The organism is Cobetia sp. 2AS (assembly GCF_029846355.1).
GTDB lineage: Bacteria > Pseudomonadota > Gammaproteobacteria > Pseudomonadales > Halomonadaceae > Cobetia > Cobetia amphilecti.
The window spans coordinates 205,039-223,629 of sequence record NZ_JARWKQ010000003.1 but is presented as its reverse complement, the minus strand read 5'-3'; the positions used below and the strand labels follow the sequence as shown (position 1 = coordinate 223,629).

General features: G+C 65.3%; 15 protein-coding genes. 6 read left to right on the top strand and 9 right to left on the bottom strand.

From position 1 onward, the window contains the following. Positions 1 to 18: 18 nt before the first annotated feature. Both QD356_RS10875 and QD356_RS10870 read right to left on the bottom strand, forming a co-directional pair. Positions 19 to 1,302 (bottom strand): inorganic phosphate transporter, encoded by a 1,284-nt coding sequence (locus QD356_RS10875; protein WP_043333714.1) that lies wholly within the window; start codon positions 1,300 to 1,302, stop codon positions 19 to 21. A 40-nt stretch (positions 1,303 to 1,342) separates the two neighbouring features. Beyond that, entirely contained in the window at positions 1,343 to 2,023 is a 681-nt protein-coding gene (locus tag QD356_RS10870; protein WP_043333713.1) for a TIGR00153 family protein, read from the bottom strand. A gap of 475 nt (positions 2,024 to 2,498) precedes the next feature. Here QD356_RS10870 and QD356_RS10865 point away from each other — a divergent pair, with 475 nt between their 5' ends. Together QD356_RS10865 and QD356_RS10860 are read left to right on the top strand one after the other, a co-directional pair. Next, positions 2,499 to 3,509: a CYTH domain-containing protein gene (locus QD356_RS10865; RefSeq protein ID WP_192838613.1), complete on the top strand. Its 1,011-nt coding sequence runs from the start codon at positions 2,499 to 2,501 to the stop codon at positions 3,507 to 3,509. A gap of 151 nt (positions 3,510 to 3,660) precedes the next feature. After that, on the top strand, positions 3,661 to 4,743 hold the full coding sequence (locus QD356_RS10860) for an ion transporter (RefSeq protein ID WP_192838614.1): 1,083 nt from the start codon (positions 3,661 to 3,663) through the stop codon (positions 4,741 to 4,743). Positions 4,744 to 4,887: 144 nt separating this feature from the next. On the opposite strand, the gene QD356_RS10855 is transcribed toward QD356_RS10860, so the two are convergent. Further along, positions 4,888 to 5,511 (bottom strand): L-threonylcarbamoyladenylate synthase, encoded by a 624-nt coding sequence (locus QD356_RS10855; protein ID WP_054555307.1) that lies wholly within the window; start codon positions 5,509 to 5,511, stop codon positions 4,888 to 4,890. A 65-nt stretch (positions 5,512 to 5,576) separates the two neighbouring features. Next, a complete protein-coding gene (locus tag QD356_RS10850) occupies positions 5,577 to 6,437 on the bottom strand; it encodes a PHP domain-containing protein (RefSeq protein WP_192838726.1) in 861 nt (286 codons plus the stop codon). Between the two features lie 368 nt (positions 6,438 to 6,805). Between QD356_RS10850 and QD356_RS10845 the strand changes: the two genes are divergently transcribed. From QD356_RS10845 to mnmC, 3 genes are all read left to right on the top strand, one after another. Continuing rightward, positions 6,806 to 7,387: a septation protein A gene (locus tag QD356_RS10845; RefSeq protein ID WP_192838615.1), complete on the top strand. Its 582-nt coding sequence runs from the start codon at positions 6,806 to 6,808 to the stop codon at positions 7,385 to 7,387. Beyond that, positions 7,387 to 7,686, top strand: coding sequence for a YciI family protein (locus QD356_RS10840; protein ID WP_043333710.1), 300 nt, complete (start codon positions 7,387 to 7,389; stop codon positions 7,684 to 7,686). Before QD356_RS10845 ends, QD356_RS10840 begins: the two co-directional genes overlap by 1 nt. 141 nt (positions 7,687 to 7,827) lie before the next feature. After that, the gene (mnmC, locus tag QD356_RS10835; RefSeq protein ID WP_318833288.1) at positions 7,828 to 10,170 is read left to right on the top strand and encodes a bifunctional tRNA (5-methylaminomethyl-2-thiouridine)(34)-methyltransferase MnmD/FAD-dependent 5-carboxymethylaminomethyl-2-thiouridine(34) oxidoreductase MnmC; all 2,343 of its coding nucleotides are present in this window, start codon (positions 7,828 to 7,830) and stop codon (positions 10,168 to 10,170) included. 14 nt (positions 10,171 to 10,184) lie between these two features. Here mnmC and QD356_RS10830 read toward each other — a convergent pair whose 3' ends face one another. Together QD356_RS10830 and QD356_RS10825 are read right to left on the bottom strand one after the other, a co-directional pair. After that, complete coding sequence (locus tag QD356_RS10830; RefSeq protein ID WP_043333708.1) at positions 10,185 to 10,922, bottom strand: response regulator; 738 nt, start codon at positions 10,920 to 10,922, stop codon at positions 10,185 to 10,187. Between the two features lie 65 nt (positions 10,923 to 10,987). Further along, entirely contained in the window at positions 10,988 to 12,805 is a 1,818-nt protein-coding gene (locus QD356_RS10825) for a sensor histidine kinase (protein WP_225996549.1), read from the bottom strand. Between the two features lie 192 nt (positions 12,806 to 12,997). Between QD356_RS10825 and QD356_RS10820 the strand changes: the two genes are divergently transcribed. After that, on the top strand, positions 12,998 to 14,308 hold the full coding sequence (locus QD356_RS10820) for a 2-hydroxycarboxylate transporter family protein (protein ID WP_043333707.1): 1,311 nt from the start codon (positions 12,998 to 13,000) through the stop codon (positions 14,306 to 14,308). Between the two features lie 169 nt (positions 14,309 to 14,477). Here the strand turns inward: QD356_RS10820 and QD356_RS10815 are convergent, their stop codons facing one another. From QD356_RS10815 to QD356_RS10805, 3 genes are all read right to left on the bottom strand, one after another. Further along, positions 14,478 to 14,756 carry a YheU family protein gene (locus QD356_RS10815; RefSeq protein ID WP_043333752.1) on the bottom strand — a complete coding sequence of 93 codons (279 nt, stop codon included), beginning with the start codon at positions 14,754 to 14,756 and terminating at the stop codon, positions 14,478 to 14,480. Between the two features lie 92 nt (positions 14,757 to 14,848). Then, complete coding sequence (gene ligA / locus QD356_RS10810) at positions 14,849 to 16,939, bottom strand: NAD-dependent DNA ligase LigA (protein WP_225996550.1); 2,091 nt, start codon at positions 16,937 to 16,939, stop codon at positions 14,849 to 14,851. 432 nt (positions 16,940 to 17,371) lie between these two features. Beyond that, positions 17,372 to 18,478 carry a cell division protein ZipA C-terminal FtsZ-binding domain-containing protein gene (locus tag QD356_RS10805; RefSeq protein WP_279877794.1) on the bottom strand — a complete coding sequence of 369 codons (1,107 nt, stop codon included), beginning with the start codon at positions 18,476 to 18,478 and terminating at the stop codon, positions 17,372 to 17,374. Positions 18,479 to 18,591 lie beyond the last annotated feature (113 nt).

Genomic DNA, 18,591 nt, shown 5'->3' with positions numbered 1-18,591 from the left:
TCTGGATCATGCGGCGGCTTAGCCGAACATGCCCTTGAACATGAAGAAGAACAGGATCGACAGGATCGCGCCGGCCGGCAGAGTGATCAGCCAGGACATCACGATGGTGCCGATGACACGCAGGTTGAGCGCTGCCATGCCGCGTGCCAGACCTACCCCCAGCACCGCACCGACGAGGGTGTGGGTGGTGGAGATCGGCAGGCCGGTGCCGGAGGCCAGCACGACGGTCGAGGCGGCGGCCAGCGTGGCCGCGAAGCCGCGTGACGGCGTCAGCTCGGTGATGCCGGTGCCGACGGTGGCGATGACGCGACGACCATAGGTGACCAGGCCGACGACGATACCGCCGCCACCCAGCACGAGGACCCACCACGGCATGCTCGCCTTGGCGCCGATCTGACCGGCAGAGTCGACGACGCTGATGATGGCCGCCAGCGGACCGACCGCATTGGCCACGTCGTTGGAGCCGTGGGCGAAGGCCATCGCACAGGCGGTGAACATCATCAGCAGGCCGAATACCTTCTCGACGCCGCTGAAGTCGAAGTCGTCACCGGTGGCGCGATTCTTCTCCTTGAGGCGTGAACGCGCGACCTTGCGCTCCATCAGCACGCCGATACCCATCACGATGGCGCCGATGACGACGGCCAGCAGCAGGCTGGATTCGAAGCTCAGGTGCAGGCCGACATGCTTGAGGCCCTTGACCATGGTCACCATCGAGATGATGAAGCCGACCAGGAACATGTACATCGGCACGTAGCGCTTGGCGGCCGCGAACGGGTCTTCGTTGTCGAAGATCAGCGTCTGCACGGACTTGAACAGCACGAAGGCGATGGAGCCCGCCAGCAGCGGCGAGACCAGCCAGGAGGCCGCGATCTGACCGACCTTGGTCCATTCGACGGCATCCACGCCCAGACCCGCAGCGGAGAAGCCGACGATGGCGCCGACGATGGAGTGGGTGGTCGAGACCGGCCAGCCCTTCATGGAAGCGATCAGCAGCCAGATACCGGCGGCCAGCAGCGAGGCCAGCATGCCGTAGACCAGGAACTGCGGATTCTCGATCAGCAGTGACGGGTCGATGATGCCCTTGCGGATGGTGTCAGTCACCTCACCACCGGCAAGCCAGGCACCGAGGAATTCGAAGATCACGGCGATGATGATCGCCTGCTTGATGGTGATCGCCTTGGAACCTACCGAGGTTCCCATGGCATTGGCGACGTCATTCGCACCCACACCCCATGCCATGAAGAAACCGAACAGACAGGCAAGAATGACGAGCACATCGCCGTATTGAGCAATGATGGACATAGAAGACTCTTGGACAGATGGCAGGACGTCCTGATGGCGCTCAGCGCGCCATCAGGATCTGCAGTCGGGTACCGACCTTTTCCGCTTGGTCAGCCACATCGCCGACCCAATCGATGATCTTGTAGAGGAAGATCACATCGACGGGCGGGAGACTGGCTTCCAGCGAGAACAGGGTCTGGCGGATGGCGATCTGCTGTTCGTCGGACTGCTTCTCGAGCTCATGCAGCTCGTTGATCAGCTTGTCGACCAGCTCGCTCATGTTGCGCCCGAAACCGGACTCGACGAGGTCTTCCAGTTCACCCAACGCACGACGCGCCTGGCAGACCGATTCGACCGCAGTCTTGAGATACTCACGCATGGCGGGCACCAGTGCGGTGGGTATCTGCATATGACGACCCAGCATGATCCCGGCGATGTCCTTGGTGACATTCGCGATGGAATCCTGGACATGGATCAGCTCGAGAAGGTCGGAGCGCGAGACCGGCAGGAACAGCGAGTTGGGCAGGTTGAGACGCAGCTGCGTCTTCAACTCGTCCGCTTCACGCTCCAGCCCGCTGATGGTCTTGCGAATGCTGGCTGCCTGCTCCCAATCACCCTGCTCGCAGGCGTCGAAGAAGGTCAGCAAGTGCTGGGCGCACTCGTCGGTCTTGATGATGTGGGTGTGCAGCGCCTTGAAAGGCGAGCGCCCGAACATCGAAGAGAAAGGGTTGGTCGTTACCATAGTGGCCGTCGGCGTTAAGGATTGACGCGCGGAGTGTAGCAAAGCCTTTGTGACGATCACATAACTTTCATCGTAACGTCATGATACCGCCATGCTGTTGTCATTTACGCAACAACAGCGGCAGTTCGGGGGAACACGAAGGATTCCAGAGGAGAGATTGTCATGTAGCGGCAGGACCCGTGGTCGCTGGCTTTATCCACTGTTCGTAATATAACCAAGGACGTGACGACAGGCAATTGCTGTCACTTCAATGTCATCATGCTGTCATATAAGTGTGATTCCGCCGACAGGCCGATATCCCGCATGCCCTTCCGCCCTCCCCGCGCTTGCCTTGCCGCGGGCCAGGCGCGAGCATGAGACACACGAGCCTTCATCACCATGCACCACGCTTGCCGAAGGCTCTGCGGTCATGGCGCCGCTGTCATCCTCATCCGTCAGCATCTGTCTTCTTTCATCCGTACAGGGAGTGCCCATCATGGCGCAGGAAATCGAACTCAAACTGGCACTGTCTCAACCCGTCATTGATCGCGATGCCATTCTGGAGACACTGGCGAGCATTGCAGAACTGGCAACGGTCGCCCCCAGGCGGCGCTGGCTGGCCAACACCTACTTCGACACCCCCGAGCATGCGCTGGAGCGCGCGCGCATGGCGCTGCGTCTGCGCCAGAGCGGTGAGGATGCCGACAGCACGGGCGCCCTGCGTCAGACGCTCAAGACCAGCGGCGAGAGCCATGGCGGACTGCATTCACGCGGCGAATGGGAGTGGGAACTGCCCGAGGGCCAGACCGGCCTCGACCTCGACGGCCTGCGTGGCCTGCCGCCCTTGCAGGCGCTGGAAGACGGCGCCCGCGAGCAGCTGCTGAGTGCACTCGCGCCCAGCTTCAGCACCGATTTCGAGCGTCATGCCTGGCAGATCGACGTCAAGGCGACACGCAGCGACGAGAATGTGAGCGACGAGCAGGTCACCGTCGGCGTCGAGATGGCGCTGGACCTGGGCGCGGTGAAGGCCAGTGGTCGCGAAGTGGCCATCCAGGAAATCGAGCTCGAGCTGACCGGCGGCGAAGAACTCGCCCCCGAGGTGAGAGAAGGCGTGCTCTGGCAGCTGGCGGATTCACTGGCCAGCCGCCTGGCACTGCGCCCGGCGGATGCCAGCAAGGCCAAGCGCGGCGCGGCGCTGCGGGATGGCGAATGGCATGAGAAGACGCTGGATACCGCAGACCCGGGCGCGCTGCTGTCCGCCGCCATCGATGCGCTCGATGCCCACGCCGACCGTCAGGCGAAAGACGACCTCAAGTGGCACGCGCATGCGCTGGCCGCCCTGTCGGCCCTCGCATCACGGCTGGCCGCCAGCCAGCATCCCGGCCATATCCATGCGGTGGCGCTGGTCGAGGCGCTGGAAAGCAGCGACGGCGACGCCTCACAGGACTGGGCGACTCGCGACTTCGGCCAGCACAGCCTGTCACTGCTCGCGACGCTGCGCGGCTGAACCTCAGCATGACACTGACTGCCCAGCCGCCAGGCGCTAGACCACTGGCTGATGGACAACGGCCGGGCAGTCACTGAAGGTCACACACTGAGACATCCCCGATACGCCCTGACATTCATCCGGCGTCGTCACGCCCGTCAAGGAAGCCTGCATGCCTGAACGCCAGGGCCCTGCCAATGAATATGGCAGCACGCCGCAAAGCCCCCCAGCGACACCCTCGCAACCCAGCGACTACGAGCCCGCGACGGGCCGCCTGCGCGCGCGGCTGTTCCACTGGATCTTCGAATCCGACACCAAGGCGGCCAAGGCCTTCGATATCGGCCTGATACTGATGATCTTCGCCAGTGTCGCCGTGGTGATGCTCGACAGCGTGCCCTCGCTGAATGCGCAATACGGCGAGCTGTTCCGCATCATGGAGTGGGGCTTCACGATCATCTTCACGCTGGAATATGCCGTCCGCCTCTACTGCCTGAAGCATCCCGGCACCTGGGCCAAGGGCTTCTACGGCGTGCTCGATCTGCTGTCGATCGCCCCCACCTGGCTGTCGCTGCTGATTCCGGGCGCCCAGGCCCTGCTGGTGGTACGCGTACTGCGTGTGCTGCGCCTGTTCCGCGTGCTGCGCCTGATGGCCTTCGTCGGCGAGGGCCGCATGCTGGTCGAGGCCATGACGCGCAGCCGGCGCAAGATCCTGCTGTTCTTCATCACCGTGCTCAGCATCGTCACGGTGTTCGGCGCCCTGATCTATCTGATCGAGCCACCCGAGGCCGGCTTCACCTCCATCCCCAAGGCGCTCTACTGGGGCGTGGTGACGCTGACGACGGTGGGCTACGGCGACATCGCGCCCATCACGCCGCTGGGGCAGTTCATCTCGGCGCTGATGATGATTCTCGGCTACTCGATTCTCGCCGTGCCCACCGGGGTGTTCTCGGCCGAGGTCCTCAACGGCCTGCGCATGCAGCAGACCAGCGACGAAGCCTGCCCGGGCTGTGGTCGTGAAGGCCATGATCGCAACGCCAAGTACTGCAAGTTCTGCGGCACCTGGCTGGACGAGGACACCCGCGACCCGCGCGAGCCGGAACCGGAGCCGGAACCGGAGCCGGAATCTGAGCCTGAACCTGATACAGAGCCAGAGCCCGAATCTGAAGCTGACGCAGAGACGCCATCAGACGATCAGCCAGAACCTCCCGATAGCGGGCCTCCCGAGAGCGGGCCTCCCGACCGCGACCGCAGCTGACGAAGCCGAGAATCACTCAGCACACGACAACGCCTCGGAAATGACAACGCCTCAGAAATGACAACGCCCCCGCGACCGCAAGGTCCGGGGGCGTCTTCGTATGGCAAGGCGATGTCAGCGCCGTGAAGCGCTACGCTGTCGCGATCACTCCGTGAAGCTCGAGATATCGCCGCGCCCTTCGCGCACGATCACCGGCGGCAGCTCGCGCAGGTCCACCACACTGGTGGTCTCGAAGCTGCAGGCGCCGCCGTCGATGACCAGATCCAGCGCGTGTCCGAAGCGTTCGCGAATCTCTTCGGCGTCCGTCATCGGCAGCTCCTCACCCGGCGGAATCAGCGTCACGCTCATCAGCGGTTCGCGATGGGTTTCCAGCAGGGCGTGGGTGATGGCGTGGTCCGGCACGCGCACGCCGATGGAGCGACGCTTGGGGTGCAGCAGCAGGCGCGGCACTTCGGAAGTCGCCTGCAGAATGAAGGTATAGGCGCCCGGCGTGTGACTCTTGAGCAGGCGGAAGATGGCGTTGTCGACCTTGGCGTAGGTGCCGATTTCCGAGAGGTCAGAACACACCAGGGTAAAGTTGTGCTTGTCGTCCAGCTGACGCAGGCGCTTGATGCGCTCGATGGCCTTCTTCTCGCCCAGATGACAGCCCAGCGCGTAGCCGGAGTCGGTCGGATAGGCAATCACGCCACCCTGCTGGATGATGGCGACGGCCTGATCGATGAGGCGTTTCTGGGGATTTTCGGGATGAATCTGGAAGAACTGTCCCATGCGGTGCTCCTTGCGTCTGGGCGCCAGCCCGGCAGGCGGGCTGGCGTCACGGTGATCTCTTGATATCACATGGAGGCAGCGTCGGCCGCAAAAAAGGGCGCGATGCGCGGATGACACCACACGGGCGGCACCTTGGTGCGGGGCGGCGGACTCATGCTGCCGGGCGCCAGCGGGCCGCCGGGGAAGTGGAAGTCACTGCCGACGGAGGCGTAGAGGCCCAGCTCATCGAGCTGACGCGCCAGGTCACGCGCGCGATCGATATTCTGGAAGCCGCTGACCAGCTCCGCGCCTTCGCCACCGGCGGCAATGAAGTCACGCAGCAGCTCGCCACGCTTGGTACGCGTCAGCTTGTAGCGCATCGGGTGCGCCATCACGGCGATGCCGCCATCGGCACGCACCCAGCCCACCGCCTCTTCCATCTCCGGCCAGTGCGCCTTGACGTCGCCTTTCTGGCCTGCGCCCAGGTGTCGCTTGAAGGCGTCCTGCAGGTTGCGTGCAATCCCGGCCTCGACCAGCGCGCGGGCGAAATCCGGGCGTGACAGCGGGCGGTCGCCTGAGCCACTCAGCGTGGCCTGCTCACGGGCGCGCTCGAAGGCATTCACGAGCCCGAGCTTTTCCATGCGCGTGGCGATCTCGTGGCTGCGGCGTTCACGCGCCTCGTGCTGCTGCTTGAGACCGGCACTCAGCGCATCGCCGGCGCCCTCGGGCATCAACGCCACGATGTGGATGGTCTGGTTGCGCCAGCGGACCGACAGCTCACAGCCGGGCAGCAACGAGATTCCCTCGGCGCGGGCGGCCTGCTGGGCCTCGAAGATGCCTTCCATGCTGTCGTGATCAGTCAGAGACATGCGTGACAGACCGCGCCGCGCGGCCAGCGCCACCAGCTCTGTCGGTGCCATGCCGCCATCGGAGGCGGTGGAATGCATGTGCAGGTCGATGTCCGGCACCTCGATATCGGAATCGAAGCGCTCCGGCAGCGGGCGAAACTCGATCGGCTTGCGGGATGCGGAAATCGGCGAAGAGTCGGACAGAACGTCGGACACGGGGAACCTCTCGGGATGAACGTCTGTGCCACGCGATGCCTGAGATGCAGGCGATCCAGCGGGCCAGACGTCGGGCAGTATTGGCTGCGTTGCGCGCCCGGACACACAGGGGCTTTGTCAGCAGGCAGCAATGGCGGCAGAATGAGCACATGCAGGCAGGGGCGCGCCGCTGGTGTCAGACAGGATACCACTCGCACAGGCCCTTGCCTTCCCGACGGCTGCGTCGTCGTGTTCAGGAGTGCGCATTACCCATGAAGATGTTGCTCGACTTTCTGCCGATCGTGATCTTCTTCGCCGTCTACAAGATGACTGGCGACATGATCATGGCTACCGCCGTGTTGATTCCCGCGACCCTCGCGCAGGTGCTGTACATCTACTGGCGCCACAAGCGCGTCGAGAAGATGCAGCTGGTCACCCTGGCGCTGGTCGTCGTGCTGGGTGGCGCGACCGTGCTGTTCGGCAACAGCTCCTTCATCCAGTGGAAGCCCACCGTGGTCAACTGGCTGTTTGCCGTCGCCTTCCTGCTGTCACCGCTGTTCGGCGGCAAGCCGCTGGTGGAGCGCATGATGGAAAAGGCGATTCAGCTGCCACGCCCCATCTGGCACCGCCTCAATCTGGCCTGGGTGGTATTCTTCCTCGCCATGGGCGGCCTCAACATCTACGTCTTCAGTCACTATTCGGAAGATATCTGGGTCGATTTCAAGCTGTTCGGCATGCTCGGTCTGACACTGCTGTTCGTCATCGTTCAGGGCGTCTACCTGTCCCGTCACATGGTGCAGGTCCCTCAGGAAGAGAACGCTTCCTCGACCAATTCTCAAAAGGATGATTCGTGATGCTCTACTCCATTGTCTGTCAGGACGTCGAAGGTAGCCTCGAAGCGCGCATGGCGGCGCGCCCGCCGCATCTGGCACGTCTGGAAGCGCTGCACGCCGCCGGTCGTCTGGTCATCGCCGGCCCCAACCCGGCCATCGACAGCGAAGCACCGGGCGAAGCCGGCTTCAGCGGCAGCGTCATCATCGCCGAGTTCGATTCCCTCGAAGACGCCCAGAAGTGGGCCGATGCCGACCCCTTCGTCATCGCCGGTGTCTATGAAAGCGCCGAAGTGAAGCCCTTCAAGCAGACCCTGCCCTAGCCCGGCGCCCGGCCGATCACCTGATCGGCGGTTTCTCACAGACGACGGACAGCCTGGCTGTCCGTCGTCTGCGTTGCAGACCTTGCTCTGCCGCTGTCTCGCTGTGCTGCTCTCCCGCTCGACCTCCTGCCAGGAATGCCCGTGAACGATCGCCCCTCCTCCCCCCGCCAGCCCGCACCCGGCCAGTCAGCTTCTGAGCAGGAGCTGACTGATCAGACCGCCTCGTCAGCCCGCCAGACTTCGCCGCAGCAAGCCCCGGCCACCGCGGCACGCAAGCCTGCCACGACGCCACCGAGCGCGATCGAGCCGGTCACGGCGCCCGGCGTGGTGCCGGACGTACCACTGGCGCCACTGGCGGCACTGGAGGAGGCGCAGCTCGAGTGGGACGACACCGCGCCACAGGCCACCGATTACGGCGATGTGTACTTCTCGATCCACGATGGCCGCGCCGAGACCGTGCACGTCTTCCTCGACAGCAATCGTCTGAGCGAGCGTTTCCGTGACTGGCGGGAAGCGCGCCCCTTCGTGATCGGCGAGACCGGCTTCGGCACCGGTCTCAACATCCTGTGCGCCGCCCAGCGCTTCCTGGCGACGGCGCCCGCCGAGGCGCGCCTGCATGTCGTCTCGGTGGAAAAGCACCCGATGCGCGCCGCGGACCTCGAGCGGGCACTGTCCGCCTGGCCGGATCTCGCCTCACTGGCGAAACCGCTGGTCGCTCAATGGCCCGCTGCCGTCCTCGGCGTGCACCGCCTGTGGCTGGATGAGCGCATTACCCTGGACCTGCACTTCGGCGATGCGGTGGAGCGCCTGTCGCGCCTGGAAGGTGGCGTGGATGCCTGGTTCCTCGATGGCTTCTCGCCGTCGAAGAACCCGCAGATGTGGTCACCCGAGCTGTTCGCGGCCATGGCGGGTGTCTCGCGCCCCACGGCGACCTTCGCCACCTTCACCGCCGCGGGCTTCGTGCGGCGTGGCCTGCGCGCGGCAGGCTTCGCGTGGCGCAAGGTACCCGGCCACGGCATGAAACGCGAGATGATCTGCGGCGAGCTGGACGAGCCGACCGCCGCCGCGCGCGCCAAACTGATGGGACTTGATGCCTCACCCGCATCCGGCCATTCCCCCATGAGGGAGCACGCGGTGCGTGGCGCCCTTCACCCGCTGCGTCGTGAGCAGCCCTGGACTCAGCCCCCGCAGCCCGCGCCGATCGCTCGCGAGACGCATGTCGCGGTACTCGGCGCTGGTATCGCCGGCACCAGCTGCGCCGAGGCGCTGGCACGGCGCGGCGTGCAGGTCACGCTGATCGATGCCGAAGCCCCCGGCGCGCGCGCCTCCGGCAATCGCCAGGGCGCGCTCTACGTCAAGCTGGCCGCCGAGACCAATCCCGCCAGTCGCTTCCAGCTGGCAGCGCTGCAGTACAGCCGGCGCTGGCTGGCAAGCCTCGACCCCGAACAGACCCTGTGGTCCGCCAGCGGCGTGCTGCAGCTGGCCACCAGTGAACGTGAGCGCAAGCGCCAGCAGCGCTTCCTCGACAATCACCCACTGCCCGAGGCGCTGCTCAAGCCGGTCAGCGCCAGCAAGGCCAGTCGAATCGCCGGCAGCGAGATCGCCTTCGACGGCCTCTTCTATCCGGTCGCGGGCTGGGTGCGCCCCAGCGCACTCTGCCAGCATCTTGCCGCCACCCCGGGCATCCGCTTCCTGCAGGCGCGCATCGAGGCCATTCAGTCGCTGGAGGCCGAGGAAAGCGGGGCCACTGGCAACGGCGCGCCACGCTGGCAGCTGCAGACCAGCGACGGCACCAGCATGGAAGTCGATCAACTGATCGTCGCGCTGGGGGAGCAGACTCACCTGCCCGAGCCACTCGCGCACCTGCCGCTGCAGCCGATTCGCGGTCAGGTCAGCGAGATCACGGTAGCGCCGGAACACGCCGCGCACCTGCCCGCGCTCGACAGCGTGGTCTGCGCCGGTGGCTATGTCTCGCCCTATCAGCGCCACGCCGATGGCAGCGTGACACTCAGCTTCGGCGCGACCTTCGCCCCGCGCGATGAGGATGATGCGGTCCGCGAGGCGGACCACGCCGCAAATGTCGCGGAGCTGCGCAGTGCCCTGCCCGCCTTCGTCGCCGCCTGGGAGCAGGCGCTTGGCGTCAGGCTGGAAGACGATGACTGGCAGGGACGTGTCGCCTGGCGCGCCGCCAGCCCGGACAAGAGCCCGCTGGCCGGCCCGGCACCGGACGCCGCGCAATGGCGTGAGGATTACGCCGCCATGGCCTTCGATGCGAAAAAGCGCGTGCCACAGTCGAGCGGCGCCCACCTGCCCGGCCTGTGGCTCTCCACCGCACACGGCTCACGCGGCTTCACCACCGCCCCGCTGTGCGCCGAACTGATCGCCTCGCAACTGTGTGGCGAACCGCTGCCGCTGGAACGCGAACTGGCCGAGCACCTGCATCCGGGACGCCGTCTGATCCGCGATATCGTCCAGCGGCGCTGAGAGGTCGGTATCACTCAGGCCTGACGGCACTGTCTGGACAGGGCCTGACGGTCGATGACCTGATAGGTGAAGGATGGCCGGCCGATCTGACCGTAGTGGAAGGCCTCACTGAGCATGCCGCAGGCCGCGAGATGGCGCAGGTACTTGCGGATGGTCACACGCGACATGCCGGTGGCAGGCAGCAACGCCTCACTGGTGAAGCTGCCTTCCTCACGCGGCAGCGCCATGATGGCACTGGCCACCAGGGCAAGTGACGCCGCCGTCACGCCCTTGGGCAGGCGCCCCTCGGGTACCGCGCCCGCAGCGCCGCTGACCAGCCCTTGCACGCCGAAGAGCTGGTCCAGTTGTTGCTGGCTGACTTCACCCTCTAGGCTCTCCAGCTGCTGGCGCCCGCGACGCGCCAGTGCCAACGCCTGCTGAAAACGGGCGAAGCTGAAGGGTTTGACCAGGTAATCGCACACCCCGAGCGCATGTGCGCTGCGCACCGTGTCCGCCTCACTGGCGGCGGTGATCAGGATCACCTGGATATCGGGGGCGGCGTGGCGCCTCAGCCATCGCAACACTTCCAGCCCGCTGCGGCTGCGCAGGTAGACATCCAGCAGCACCAGGTCCACCGCTTCCTGCGCCAGTACGTCGAGTGCCGTCGCGACATCCTCGCACTGGGCCACCAGGCGCATGCCGTCGATGCGACTGAGGTATTCGACATTGAGACGCATGACCATGGGGTCGTCTTCGACTATCAGCACACGCATGCGCTCTGGCTCCTTCGTTGTGCAAGTTCCGGCCGCAACGCCATCCCGTGATGCGCGGCCCCCTATCAGGGCGCCGCGCCAGTCAGCAGTCGGCAAGGCAGGGTCAGCTCGACCAGGGTACCGCCGCCCGAGGGCGCATAGAGGTGCCATTCGCCCTCACGCACGGTCACGATCTCCTGCACCAGCGACAGGCCCAGCCCGCGGCCTTCTCCATGACTGCTCACCCCCGCCATGCGTGCCGTCTGCCTCAGCTCCGTCGGCAGGCCGGGGCCGTTGTCCGCCACGCTGATCGACAACTGCGCCTCTGCCGACGCCTCCAGTGATTCCAGCATCAACCCCAGGGTCACAGACGGGGCGTGAGCGTCAGCGCCCACCTCCTCCAGCGCTTCAAAGGCATTGTCGAGCAGATTGCCGATCACGCTGACCAGATCATGACTCAGGCTACGCTCCAGCACCGGAAACTCGGCCTGAGCGCCCTCGTCCTGTGACATTCCCCACTCAGCGCAGCGGCCATGATGGCACTCGATCTCCAGCTCGACCGCCAGCGCGATGCCACGCTCGCGAGCCTCGCTGTGCTTGCCGATCAAGAGGCCTGCCAGCAGAGGGTCCGCGATGCGCTCGGCGGCCGCGGCATCCGCCGGCAACTCCCGCTCCACCAGCAACGCAAGATAATCGCGCAGACCGGCGAGGTCCTGCATCTGTGTCAGGCCCGACAGCACATGCAGCCGATTGCGGAACTCATGACGCGCGGCACGCAGTGATTCCGCCTGACGGCGGACGCCAGTCAGCTCCTCGGCGAGGCGCTGCATGCGGTCGTGCTCGCGCAGTACCAGCACGCCGCCCATCAGCAGCTCGCCATCATGCACCCGCTGGCAACGCACCAGCAATCGCCGCCCGCCGTGAGTGACCTGGCGCAAGCGGGCCTCTTCCTGCTCGCTCACCGGCTGGCGCGCGACAAGGCACTCACGCATGCCGGTGTCGGGCAGCCAGTCATCAAGGCGCTCGCCCAGCGTCGGCAAGGCCCCCAACAACTCGCGCGCCGCGGCATTCACCAGCGTGATCCGCCCCTCGGGGTCGACCACGATGATGCCCTCTTCCAGGCTGGCCAGCACCGCCTGATGCTCCTCCACCAGCCGCGCGATGGCCGCCGGCTCCAGTCCCTTGAGCTGCCTGCGCAGATAGCGCGCAAGTCCCAGTGCGCCCAGCGTGCCGAACAGCATCAACACGCCCAGCCCGAGCAGCAGCTGACGCTTCTCATCGGCCAGACGCCGCCCCAGGGAGTCCAGCGTGATACCGATGGCCACCGCACCGACGACGGCGCGCTCACCGCCCTTGGACGCATTCGCCATGACCGGAACGAAGCTGCGCAGGCTTTCGCCGAGCGTGCCGCGGGATTCGGAGAGGTAGGAGGCACCGGCAAGCGCACGCTGTTCGTCGCCACCCTGGAATGGCTGCCCGATGCGTGCGGGGTCCGGGTGACTGAGCCGCAAGCCATCCGGACGCATCACCACGATGAAGTCGACGGCATTCTCCTGACGCAGTCGCTCGATGCGTGCCGCCAGGCGGCTGTTCGCGACGGGAGGCGCAGCCTGCGGTGAGCTGGCCTCGCTCAGGGCAGAACGCACCTCGGGCAGACGCGCGATACGCTGGGCAAGAGCGGCAATGCGCTGGCCCTGGATCTCGCGCTGGGTCCGCTCCAGCTGGACACTGAAGAGCCAGGCCGCGACCAGCAGGCTGACGATCACCATGCCGGCGGCGAGCAATGAGGTCAGCGCGCTCAGCCCGGGTTGAGAATGCCGCAACACGCCGGACAAGCCATGTGCCCCCTTGGTGGCATGGCCATTCGGCCCGGCGCATGGGCGAGCGGCAGCCGGCGCTTTCATAAGTTTCAAAAGGCTTTCTTTAATTCGCAAAACTTGGCCCTCGGGAGCCACACCGTAAGCTCCCTGTGACGCGCATCCAGTGCGCGAACATGATGTCCCTTCCCCGCCCCAAACGATCCCGCGATGCCACGCCAACGCGTCCGGGCATGACAACAGGTCCTGCAACGACAGAGTGCAGGACAAGGAGCATGCATGACACATTCCTCGCAGACCGCCACGGCCACGCCTGCCGCAGAGTCCCCCTGGCAGAAGACGCGCATCTTCGGCATGTCGCTACCGATCTTCGCCCTGTCCTTCCTGGTTCTTGTCGCCGCCATCGCTACCGACACCCTGCCTGCCGGCATGATCGGCGCGCTGCTGGTCATGATGATTCTCGGGGAGCTGCTGGGATTTCTGGGTGACCGCCTGCCGATCATCAACAGCTATCTGGGTGGCGGCGCCATTCTCGCCATCTTCGGCGCCGCAGCGCTGGTCTACAGCGGCTGGCTGCCGCAGGAAGTCACGGCGAATGTCAGTGAGTTCATGAAGGCCGGTGGCTTTCTGAACTTCTACATCGCGGCGCTGATCACCGGCAGCATTCTCGGCATGGACTCCCGCGTGCTGGTCAAGGTCGGGGCCCGCTTCGCGCTGCCACTGCTGTGCTCAGTGCTGTTCGCGGCGCTCTTCGCGATGCTGGTCGGCTGGGTCATGGGCTTCTCGCCCAAGGATGCCGTCATGGTCATCGCCCTGCCCATCATGGGCGGCGGCATGGGCGCCGGCGCCGTGCCGATGAGCCAGATCTACGAGCAGCTGCTGGGGCAACCGGCCAGCTACTATATCTCGATCCTGGTGCCGGCACTGGCCCTGGGCAATGTCTTCGCCATCATCATTGCCGGGCTGCTCAACGGGCTTGGCAAGCGCTTCCCGTCGCTGACCGGTGGCGGCCAGATGATGCCGGGCGTCAATGTCCGCGAAGAGAAGAGCACGCCTGACCTGTCCCAGCTGGGCATCGGCATGGTGATTGCCCTGAGCTTCTTCGTCGCCAGCCAGATTCTCGGCAAGGTCATTCCGCTGCACCCCTACGCGCTGATGATCATCGCGGTCGCCGTACTCAAGTGCGCCAACCTGGTACCGGAGAACATCAATCAGGCCGCCGCCCAATGGTTCCGGTTCGTGGCAGGCAACTGGACCTTCGCGCTGCTGTTCGGCATCGGCGTGGCCTATACCGATCTGGGCCAGGTGATCGATGCCATCACGATCACCTACGTGGTGATCGTGTTCGGTGTCGTCGCCGGTGCCGCCTTCGGTGCGGGTCTGGTGGGCAAGCTGGTCGGCTTCTATCCCATCGAGTCCGCCATCACCGCTGGCTTGTGCATGGCCAACATGGGCGGCACGGGTGACGTCGCCGTACTCTCGGCGGCCAATCGCATGCAGCTGATGCCCTTCGCGCAGATTTCCTCGCGCCTGGGCGGGGCCTTGATCCTGCTGATCTCGAGCCTGGTCGTGCCGATGTGGTTCGCATGATCCGGCGCATCGCCAGACGCCACTAACCGCACCAACTGGTGCAACAACTGGCGCTTCATGAACGACAACGCCCCTGGCCTGTGCCAGGGGCGTTGTCGTTTCCGGCCCCGAGGTCAGGGGCAGAGCAAGGATCAGGGCATGCTCAACACAGCATGACCGCTGGCTGGGCTCAGTCGCCCTCTTCCTCGTCGTCCGCCAGCTGGCGACCGAAGGACTGCCATTGCTCCAGAGTCATCACCTCGGTGGATTCGGTGCCGATGTCATGGACGATCAACAGCTTGCCGCGTGACAGCTGGCCTTCCAGCTCCGCGACCCAGCCGGCCATGCCTTCACCGACATCGGTGGTGTCGTAGCCCTGACGGGTGACGAAGGCTTCCAGCAGGGCGCGCCGTGTATCGGCGGGCAGCATGGTCTGCGGCACCTCGATGAAGCGGTCCCGCGGGTCCATCTGATCAAGTGGCATCTGGCTCATGGGTAGCTCCTGTCCATCATCAGGGTGGCGTGGCGCCGCCTGCGGTGCATCGTTCAGCGTATCCGTACTCATGCATCCTCTCCCGCGCTGTCTTGCGCACTGTCTTGCGGATTGTCCTGCTGTGCATCAGCACCGGATTCCCATTCGGCCAGGCGCTTCACGAAGGTCTCTTCGTCCAGCACCGTGAGGCCCAGCTGCATGGCTTTCTCGAGCTTGCTGCCCGCTGCCTCGCCGGCGACCACACCGGCGGTCTTCTTCGAGACACTGCCCGCCACCTTGGCGCCCAGCGCCTGCAGACGCGCCTTGCCTTCATCACGCGTCATGCTGTCGAGGCTGCCGGTCAGCACCCAGGTCTGGCCTGCCAGCGGCTGGGGGCGCTCACCGATCTCGACCTCCTCCCAGCTCAGGCCACAGGCGAGCAACGCTTCCAGCGTCTCGTTGTTGGTCGGCTGCTGGAAGAAGGTATGGATATGCGCGGCGATGATGGGGCCGACATCTTCCACCGCCTCCAGCGCGGCTTGATCGGCTGCGCGCAGCGCTTCAAGCGTGCCGAAGTGCGTGGCCAGATTCGCGGCGGTGGCTTCACCGACTTCCCGAATGCCGAGGGCATAGATGAAGCGCGCCAGGGTGGTGTTGCGGCTCTTGTCCAGCGAGGCGACCAGATTGGCGGCGGACTTCTCGCCCATGCGCGGCAGCTCGGCCAGGGTGGCAGCTTCCAGATGGAACAGGTCCGCCGGCGTCTTGACCAGCTCACGCTCGATCAGCTGCTCGATCAGCTTCTCACCGAGGCCATCCACATCCAGCGCCTTGCGGCTGGAGAAGTGCTTGAGGGCTTCCTTGCGCTGCGCGGCGCAGATCAGTCCGCCCGCGCAGCGTGCCACCACCTCGCCTTCGAGGCGCTCGATCTCGGAGCCGCACACCGGGCAGCCGTCCGGCAGCACGATGGCTTCGCGGCTGGCGCCTTCGCTGGCGACCCGCACCACCTGCGGGATGACATCGCCGGCGCGGCGGATGATGACGCTGTCACCGATCTGCACGCCGAGACGTTCCACCTCGTCCATGTTGTGCAGTGTGGCGTTGGACACCACCACGCCGGCGACCTGCACCGGTGCCAGCCGGGCGACCGGTGTCAGCGCGCCAGTGCGTCCGACCTGAAAATCGACGCCTTCCAGGGTGGTTTCCTGTTCCTGCGCCGGGTACTTGTAGGCGATGGCCCAGCGCGGCGCGCGCGCCACGAAGCCCAGTTCACGCTGCAGACGCAGTGCATCGAGCTTGATGACCGCGCCATCGATGTCGTGATCGAGGCCATCACGCTGCTCGCCGAGGCGGCGGGTGTAGTCGATGATGCCCTGAGCGCCGCGCACCACCTCAAGCTGCGGGCTGGTGCGGAAGCCATAGTCGTTGAGCAGCGCCATCAGACCGGAATGATTCTGACCGGCCTCGCTGGCAAGCAGTGCATCGTCCACCCGCGCGACCTGATAGGCGCAGAATTCCAGCGGACGCGAGGCGGCGATATTGGAATCCAGCTGGCGCAGGCTACCGGCGGCGGCATTGCGCGGGTTGGCGAACACCTTGCCATCCTCGTCGCGGCCGCGCGCGTTCAGCGCCTCGAAACCAGCGTGGCTCATGTAGACCTCGCCGCGCACTTCCAGCAGCTCCGGCAGATCATCACCCCGCAGCTTGAGCGGGATCGAACGGATGGTGCGCAGATTGGTGGTGATGCCTTCGCCGGTGCGGCCATCGCCGCGCGTCACGCCTTGCACCAGCACGCCATTCTCGTAGATGAGCGACACGGCCAGGCCATCGAGCTTGGGCTCGCAGCAGAAGCTCAGCTCGTCACCCGCATCCTGGGCGTCTCCCAGCTCCAGCGTTTTCGCCGCACGTTGCACGAAGGCACGCAGTTCATCGTCATCGAAGGCGTTGTTGAGCGATAGCATCGGCACCGCATGCTGCACTTCCTCGAAGCCGCTGGCCGGCGCGGCTCCGACACGCTGGGTGGGCGATTCCGAGGTGATCAGCTGGGGATATTCGGCTTCCAGCGCCTCGAGGCGACGCAGGCGCGTGTCGTAGCCGGCATCAGTCAGCGTCGGATCATCCAGCACGTAATAGCGGTGGCTGGCCTCGAGCAGCTCGCGATGCAGCTGCGCGACCTCCTCCATCACCTTGGCAGGCACGCCTTCCACCGCGGTCGGTGCAGCGGAGCGGGAAGCGCTCGCGGCGTTGGAATCATCGGCGGGCGCCGAAAACAGATCATCCTGGGCTGACATGACACTCACTCGAAACAGTGGCTCGCCAGCACTGCCAGAAGGCAGCGCTGAGCGACCTGAAAACGGGTGGCGAACCCTCCGACCTGACGCACTTGCAAGAGCTTGCAAAGGCTTGCATGCGGAGGGGTCGCCTTGATGCTGCCATTGTACTCAATGTGATCGACAGGCCACACATTCAAGCACTCAGGGCGACTGGCAGGGGCTGACAGGGAGCATCAGAGGCTGCAAGAGGCCGGCAGGATATGAAAACGCCAACGGCGACCCGAAGGTCGCCGTTGGCGTTCTGGCATGACTGGTCGACTCAGAGAATGGCTGGGGAGTCGATCAGTTGGCCTGGTAGCGATGCAGACGATTGCGACGCTCGAACTCATGCACCTGCTGGCGCTTGAACTCGATGGTCTGGGCCGTCATCACACTGTGGTTCTCGTCTTTCAGCTCACCACCCAGACGACGCACCAGCAGCATGGCGATCTCGACCATGGTCTCGAAGGCGGCAGAGGTGTCATCCGCGCCCGGCAGCGGCATCAGGAAGGTGACGCCATCCAGCTGGCTGTCCACCATCTCGGCCGGCTTGAAGATGCCCGGCTTGACCACGTTGGCCATCGCGAACTGCAGCGGGCTGTCGTCGTCATCTTCCTCGTGGCGCAGGAACAGCCCCATCTCGGAATGACGCAGACCACAGGCCAGCGAGATGCCCAGCACGTCTTCACCGCTGAAGCCTTCATCGCCACGCGCCATCACCGAGATGATGATGACTTCACTGGCATCGGCCAGGGTGTCACGTGCGAGCTGGTCATCGACCTGATTGCGTTCGGCACGCAGCACCAGCGGATGACGATCATCCTCGGGCGCTGTGGCATCGGCAGCAGGCGCGGCGGCCGCTTCCAGTGAAGGTTCCTGGCGCTGGGAAGCACTGTCGGCGACATCGGCCGGCTTGCCAGCGGAGGACGCCTCAGTCCTGACATCCTGACCTTCCTCGATCTCGGCCATCGGCTCGAGATCATCGGCCTGGGTGGAGGAGACGCTGATGCTGTCGTCCTCGGCGGTGATCACCGGCTTCTCATGGAAGTCGTCTTCGCGCGCCGTCTCGGCCTGCTCACTGGAGGCGCTGCCGAGCACGGGCTCACGATGCGCCTCGTCGTGCTCGTCATCACGCCGTGCGCCCAGACTGGCCGTCACGTCGCGCATTGACTGGCTGGCACGTGCACCGAAGGCAGCCGCACGCTCGCCGAAGCCCTTGCGCTCCGGCGCTTCACGACGCTCCATGGGCTGCGCTGGACGACTCGGTTGAGTCACCCGCGAGGCCTTGATGCCGTGCGCATTGTCGAGCACGACATCTTCCTCGTCCTCGGCATGCGTCTCGGAATCGCCAACCACCCGGTAGCCGCCGTTCGGCAGCTCCCAGTTGTCACGTTCTTCCTCTTCTTCCACCGCGGGATTGCCCGCATCGTCGGTGGAATCCTCTGTACCCGCTCGATCCAGTCGGGGTACTCGACGTTGACGTTGGAGCCTGCGCACACCGTCAACGACGATGATTGCGACCA

What these genes read in the sequence shown, in the direction of transcription:
- QD356_RS10875 (WP_043333714.1), bottom strand. Translation starts at nt 1,302, where the DNA reads ATGTCCATCATTGCTCAATACGGCGATGTGCTCGTCATTCTTGCCTGT.
- QD356_RS10870 (WP_043333713.1), bottom strand. Translation starts at nt 2,023, where the DNA reads ATGGTAACGACCAACCCTTTCTCTTCGATGTTCGGGCGCTCGCCTTTC.
- QD356_RS10865 (WP_192838613.1), top strand. Translation starts at nt 2,499, where the DNA reads ATGGCGCAGGAAATCGAACTCAAACTGGCACTGTCTCAACCCGTCATT.
- QD356_RS10860 (WP_192838614.1), top strand. Translation starts at nt 3,661, where the DNA reads ATGCCTGAACGCCAGGGCCCTGCCAATGAATATGGCAGCACGCCGCAA.
- QD356_RS10855 (WP_054555307.1), bottom strand. Translation starts at nt 5,511, where the DNA reads ATGGGACAGTTCTTCCAGATTCATCCCGAAAATCCCCAGAAACGCCTC.
- QD356_RS10850 (WP_192838726.1), bottom strand. Translation starts at nt 6,437, where the DNA reads ATGCATTCCACCGCCTCCGATGGCGGCATGGCACCGACAGAGCTGGTG.
- QD356_RS10845 (WP_192838615.1), top strand. Translation starts at nt 6,806, where the DNA reads ATGAAGATGTTGCTCGACTTTCTGCCGATCGTGATCTTCTTCGCCGTC.
- QD356_RS10840 (WP_043333710.1), top strand. Translation starts at nt 7,387, where the DNA reads ATGCTCTACTCCATTGTCTGTCAGGACGTCGAAGGTAGCCTCGAAGCG.
- QD356_RS10830 (WP_043333708.1), bottom strand. Translation starts at nt 10,922, where the DNA reads ATGCGTGTGCTGATAGTCGAAGACGACCCCATGGTCATGCGTCTCAAT.
- QD356_RS10825 (WP_225996549.1), bottom strand. Translation starts at nt 12,805, where the DNA reads ATGAAAGCGCCGGCTGCCGCTCGCCCATGCGCCGGGCCGAATGGCCAT.
- QD356_RS10820 (WP_043333707.1), top strand. Translation starts at nt 12,998, where the DNA reads ATGACACATTCCTCGCAGACCGCCACGGCCACGCCTGCCGCAGAGTCC.
- QD356_RS10815 (WP_043333752.1), bottom strand. Translation starts at nt 14,756, where the DNA reads ATGGACCCGCGGGACCGCTTCATCGAGGTGCCGCAGACCATGCTGCCC.
- ligA (WP_225996550.1), bottom strand. Translation starts at nt 16,939, where the DNA reads ATGGAGGAGGTCGCGCAGCTGCATCGCGAGCTGCTCGAGGCCAGCCAC.